4 protein-coding genes are annotated in these 6,482 nt (G+C 44.1%); all 4 read left to right on the forward strand.

From position 1 onward, the window contains the following. Positions 1-202 precede the first annotated feature (202 nt). On the forward strand, positions 203-778 hold the full coding sequence (locus L6I86_RS32740; RefSeq protein ID WP_056611141.1) for a TerD family protein: 576 nt from the start codon (positions 203-205) through the stop codon (positions 776-778). Positions 779-821: 43 nt separating this feature from the next. After that, on the forward strand, positions 822-2,090 hold the full coding sequence (locus L6I86_RS32745; RefSeq protein ID WP_236292888.1) for a TerD family protein: 1,269 nt from the start codon (positions 822-824) through the stop codon (positions 2,088-2,090). 49 nt (positions 2,091-2,139) lie between these two features. Beyond that, positions 2,140-2,685 carry a hypothetical protein gene (locus L6I86_RS32750; RefSeq protein ID WP_236292889.1) on the forward strand — a complete coding sequence of 182 codons (546 nt, stop codon included), beginning with the start codon at positions 2,140-2,142 and terminating at the stop codon, positions 2,683-2,685. Positions 2,686-3,098: 413 nt separating this feature from the next. After that, the gene (locus L6I86_RS32755) at positions 3,099-6,110 is read left to right on the forward strand and encodes a rhamnogalacturonan lyase (protein ID WP_236292891.1); all 3,012 of its coding nucleotides are present in this window, start codon (positions 3,099-3,101) and stop codon (positions 6,108-6,110) included. The last annotated feature ends 372 nt before the right edge of the window (positions 6,111-6,482 follow it).

Consider the following 6,482-nt stretch of genomic DNA (forward strand, 5'->3'; position numbering starts at 1 on the left):
CTTACCCCAAATACCCTGATATAAAACAACTTTTAATGGAGCGGGGTGAAAAACTTAATTTTCGACCGTTTGGTATTTTTTTCTACCTCTTTCGGTGATTTTAGAAGTGCAATCATTGCGATCCCTACACACAAACCTATATACTAGTTTTTAGGAACCGATGAGGTAATACCCATTATTTGATCCGAAAGGTGAGATAACCATGTCGATTGATTTATCCAAAGGTCAACGCATTGACCTAACCAAAACCAACCCAGGTCTAACCAAAATCATCGTAGGACTTGGCTGGGATACCAATAAATATAATGGCGGTGGAGATTTCGATCTTGATGCCTCCGCGTTTCTTCTTCATGAAGATGGTAAAGCCAAGTCAGCAGCAGATTTTGTTTTTTATAATAACCTTAAGGCTTATGACGGTGCTGTTGTTCACACGGGAGACAACCGTACGGGTGAAGGTGATGGTGATGATGAAAAAATCATGATCGATTTCGCTAAAGTACCAGCAGCTATCAGTCGAATCGGCATTACGGTTACGATACATGATGCACAACAACGCGGTCAAAATTTTGGACAAGTCAGTCATGCCTTCGTAAGGGTAGTGAATGATGCGAATAAGAATGAGATTCTTCGTTACGATTTAGGTGAAGATTTCTCCATTGAAACAGCAGTCGTCTTCTGTGAGTTTTATCGTCATGGAAGTGATTGGAAATTCCAAGCGGTAGGCAGTGGTTTCGCAGGTGGGTTGGCTGCGCTAGTTACGAACTATGGCTTGAGCTAGAGGTTGGCTTGTATAAGGTGGTTGCCTTCTGGTTGCCACCTTTATGTTTACATCTTTTACAAAGAAGGGTGAAGTCAACATGACCGTCGTTGCTGTAATCAAAGGACAAAAGGTAGATGTAACGAAAGTGCATGCATCGCTTACCAATCTGACTGTCTTTATCGGTTGGCAGGCTCCCAATCAAATTGAGCTCGATACTTCGGCCTTTTTACTTGCACAGAACAGTAAGGTTCGTAGTGATGAAGATCTTATCTTTTACGGTAATCCAAGCAATAGTTTTATAACATATATCGAGAAGCAGGCAAATGAAAGACAACTGAATATCGATCTGAAACGAGTGTTGACTGACGTTGATCGGATTGCTTTTACACTTACGATCTATGAAAGTGAAGCGAGGCGTCAAAACTTCAGTGGGGTCAGCAGCGTCTATCTTCGTTTCGTGAATCAAGCATCAGGGCAAGAAATACTTCGTTATGACTTGGGCAATCAGTTCTCCGTAGAATCGGCTATTGTTATAGGAGAATTATATAGATACAACGGTGAGTGGAAGTTTAGTGCGATCGGTGCTGGATACGCTGGAGGCCTTAAGGCACTGTGCGCGAGCTATGGTGTTGTTGTAGATATTGAGCAGCCAACGTTGAAAGCTCCAGAAATTCAGATCGCGCCGCCGAAACCCAAACCGATACCGGAAAAGGGACCACAAATTAATCTTTCCAAAATTGTATTAACCAAAAAGGGAGATAAGATCAACCTCGAGAAGAAATCGGGCGGTCTAGGGGAAATCTTAATCAACCTGAACTGGAATCAACAACCGGCAAGCAACCGTGGCTTCTGGGGGGAATCATCTAGCGGGATCGATCTTGATTTAGCTTGTCTATTCGAACTTAAAGATGGCAGAAAAGGGTTAATTCAGGCGCTAGGCAATTCATTTGGATCGCTTACGCGTGAACCTTATATCGCTCTTGATGGGGATGATCGAACAGGTTCAGTTAAAACCGGAGAGAACATTCGAATTAATGGAACGAAGCTTGCCAATTTCAAGCGGATACTGATTTTCACCTTCATTTACGAGGGTGTGTCGAAATGGTCAGAGGCGGATGCCATTGTCACGATGAAGCAAAATGGCGGACCTGACATCGTTGTTAATCTCGATGAGCACGACAATGATCTCCCGATGTGTGCCATCGCTTTAATTCAGAATGTGAAGGATGAAACGTTAAGTATTGAGCGAATCGTAAGGCACTTTCAGGGACATCAAGAGTTAGATAAGGCCTATGACTGGGGTTTAAGTTGGGTCAGAGCGAGCAAGTAAAAACCAATAATCGAAGCTCAATGAGGTTGTCGTTGCAGGAGGTTAGGCTATGTTAGAATTTTCTTTTGAAATCATGTCAGATTCTAATATTAACATCGAATATATCTATGGCAGCGAACTGTTCAAGTTAAATCTTTTTCTGAAAAATGGGTACTGGACCATCCACCCCTTCGACGGAATGCTCCTTCAAAACCGAGAGTTATGCAAACTCGTCATTATTGATTTATTCAAAAATAAATATTTTCAAATCATGCTGGCGAAAGAAAATATTGCTTTGTCGAGTTTACGAACATCAATCGAATTGGAGCCTTCGAGAGGCTCTGAGGAATCTAATCCTGCTGAGCGTAGAGGGGGCAGATGGGAAGATCCTATTGATAAGACAGAAGAATTCATTGGCAATCATTCCATTGAGGAAATTATCCAGATCGAGCATGATGTGCTTGAGCAAAGAGTTACCTTTTACGCAGATTTGTTGAAGAAAATGTTCATGGATAACTATGGTCCTGGAGATTATGAGTTTGATAAGGTGCAATCCCTGGTACGTATATTCAAGGAGTCACAAGGTAAGATGATCGAGCTTACGAATACAAAGTAGTCGCTAGCGATTACTGAGCAATAGACCTCACCTGCCACGAAATGGCCAAGGAGGTCTATTTTTTCGTGCTTTTATCACCTTTTTACATACGAGATCAAGAAAAGAGAAGTTTAGTCAAAAATGTCATATAACTGCTAAATGGTTTCTTACAAGAGAATTTCATTTCTGAAAAAATGTCTAATAGACGGCTTAGCCAGTCAAGTTTTACAGTTAGTACACGGGCCAATCGTACCAACAGGTATGAGCTATATGGGTCATCGTTATAGATTCTATTTGGCGGGGAGGGGAAGAAGGAGTAGTTCTGACCGAAGACAGCAAGTGATTCTTAGGATATGCAAAACCTTGCACGATGAGGAATTACCGAGAGCATGCACAATCCTCTCATAGCTCGAACAGAAGGAGTGAAAATAACAATGCGAACTAACAGACAATGGAGAAAAATCGTTTCGTTACTTATTGCAAGCGCTCTCTTAATACCGAACGGGTTGATGGCGTCTGCCGCTGTTGGTAACAATGGGGTCGAACTCGATAGCGTTTATTATAGTGATTTCGGTGATACGGTCGCGCCAGACCCCGTTAATTGGGGATTTGTAACAGCGAATGCTACGGTATCGATTAATACATATGAAGTGATGGGGAATAACACCCCGATGCTGCAGTTTACTCAAACGAACCAAAGCGGGGGGCGCGTAGCGACCAAGACCTTCGGTACTTCGGTTAAAGGCAGCCAAATTCTCGTTGATTTTGATTGGTATCCTGGTAAGGTGAATGATAAAGCAGCTAGCAATCCTAGTGAAAACGGCGGCGAGTTTAGGATCCTCGATAGTACTGGCAATACGGTATTTACGCTAAATAATACGAATAATGCCCCTTTGCAGTATTTTGCAGGAAAGCAGCCTGCCGCAAGTACGGGTATTACGAATCCGCAAGCGTGGTATAAGGTAGGGATTAATCTTGATGTGGAAAATGAGGTCGTCAAATTCAAGCTAACTGACAAAGCTGCGGGTACAAGTCAAGAATTCACGTCCTCGCTGAATGGTGTAGCTTTTGACGGTTCAGTCGCTTCGGTTAAATTGGTGGGCATGCGGACATCTGGCAATAATATTGCCTGGACGACTTACCTTGATAACTTCGGTGTGTATCATATGCCGATTCCAGAAAATCGTATTACGAAGGTGGATAAATTATCCTATCATACAGTATATGTAGATCAAACTACGTCGGATATCCACTCCATTGGTCTACCGCAATCCGTTAGCGTCACCCTAGCCAATAATAGTAAGGTAAATGTACCTGTAAGTTCGTGGGTTAACGTTGGCAAGGCTTGGAATCCCCATGAAGCGGGCGTATACACGTTTAAGGGTGAACTAGCGGTTCCTGCGAGTCTGGAGAACGGTTTTGGCCGATATGCAACCCAATATGTATACAACCGTCTTACACCGCCAGATACAGCAAGACAGACAGAGTGGCTGGACAGAGGCGTTATCGCTTTACAATCAAATGAAGGCATATTCGTAAGCTGGCGTCTGCTAGCAGATGAGTATGACCGCGATGTGAAGTTCAATATTTACCGCAATGGGCAAAAGCTGAATACGTCACCATTGTCTGTGACCAATTTTGCGGACACGGCTGGTGCCGCTGGGGACACCTATGAAGTAGAGACAGTTGTCAATGGAAAGCCAGATAAGGATAGAGAGGAAACATCGGCAGCAGCTAACGATTATCTCTCGATTCCGATGCAAAAGCCTGAAGGAGGAACTACGGCAACAGGCAGCTACACCTATAGTGTCAATGACGCTGGTGTAGGGGATTTGGATGGAGACGGCGAGTATGAGGTCGTTGTGAAATGGTACCCATCTAACGCTATCGACAGTTCACAGAACGCGATGACGGGGCCGACAATTTTTGATGCTTATAAAATGGACGGCACCTTATTGTGGCGGATGAATATGGGGCTTAACCTCACATCAGGAGCGCATTATCATCAATTTATCATTGCCGATTATGATGGGGATGGCAAAAGCGAATTCCTCATTAAAACGGCAGATGCAACGACCGTCTATGGGGTTACAGATGGCAAATTTGATAGCAGCAAGGTGATCAGTGTCATTGGTAATGCGGCAGATAATGGCAAATGGGTAAATGAGTTCGGCCATATTTTCGGGGGGCCGGAGTACATTTCCGTTTTCAAGGGCGAAACGGGTAAGGAGATCGACACCATTGATTATGCATTCCCGCTGGGGGATGTGGCTTCATGGGGAGACACTTGGCATAACCGTTCTGACCGTTTCCTTGCAGGATTAGCTTATTTGGATGGTAAGAAGCCAAGCGCCATCTATGGCAGAGGTTATTATGAACGGACTACGTATGTGGCTTATAGCTTAGTGCATGGCAAGCTCAAAGAAGAGTGGACCTTCGACTCCGCCCAAGCGGGTAGAGGGGCAGGCCTAGGCTTCCACAATCTGGCCACGGCGGATGTTGATAATGATGGTTTTGACGAAATTATTGCAGGATCGTTGACCCTGGATCAGGACGGCAGCATTCTCTATGAAATGGATGGCGAGATGCAGCGTGAACAAGGCTCGCATGGCGACGCGCTTCATGTAGGGGCATTTGATCCAGCTCGTGAAGGTTTGCAGGTGATGGCCGTACATGAAGTCCCTTCTGTAGCATCGGTAGAGCTCCATGATGCTGCAACAGGGGAAACACTGATGTCCTATAATGGTTACGTGGATACAGGACGTGGCTTAGCGGCAAATATTACCGCAAGCCCTGGTTTTGAGTTCTGGGGGACAGGAGGGACAACGCCAGCGTCGGGCGGAGGCATCTACAACGTGCAGGGTAAGGTTGAAGCTGATAGCTTTAGAACGGCAGGCGTATCTGTGAACTTCTCTCTTCTCTGGGATGGGGATTTATTGAATGAGTTGCTGGATAATACATCAATTTCAAAGTTTAATCCAACTACGAAGAAAGCTGAGCTTTTGAAAAGCTTTGCAGGCGTAGTCAGCAATAATGGAACAAAGGCGACTCCGACTTTACAGGCCGACATCCTAGGTGATTGGCGTGAGGAAGTTCTTTTACCTACAACAGACAGCTCGGAACTGAGAATCTTCAGCACGACGATTCCTACGGAGTACCGGATGTATACGCTTATGCATGACCCGGTTTACAGAAACGGAATCGCATGGCAGAACACGGCGTACAATCAGCCGCCGCATTTAAGCTTCTACCTCGGTGAAGACATCAGAGAGACCGTTCTGGCAGGCGGTTTGCAAGCGCCTAAAGTCGATTATACGGACAAGCATCACGATAAGAAACCGAAAGATCCAAAAGATCCAAAAGATCCTAAAGATCCTAAAGATCCTAAAGATCCTAAAGAGCCTAAGGACCCAAAGGACCCGAAAAACCAAAAAGATTCTAAATGATGGAAAAACCCGCTCATGGAGCGGGTTTTTCTTACCAAATAAGCGTGTTGATGTGTTGGTGGCGAGTGGAGAGGGAGTAACTGTAGACGTAAAAGTATCAAATAGATGGATTTTATACAGTTATATTTCGGGATTATTCGATCAAACGCGTAATAGATGGAGAACCTACAGCTAATTGTAACCATTTTACCCCATCTAAACTAAAGAGGTAGTTTTAACTACATATTCTACAGTTATATCGAGTTTTCGAAGAAATTTCTCGTAAATAGCTGTATGTTTGGACCTCTGTCAAGAAAGTAGACACCTATTAAGAGAATTAACTAACTTCTTTGTAGTAGTTTTCTTCATATTGAACTGGTGAAAGGTAACCTA

The sequence above is a fragment of the Paenibacillus allorhizoplanae genome, from assembly GCF_927798215.1.
Lineage (GTDB): Bacteria > Bacillota > Bacilli > Paenibacillales > NBRC-103111 > Paenibacillus_E > Paenibacillus_E allorhizoplanae.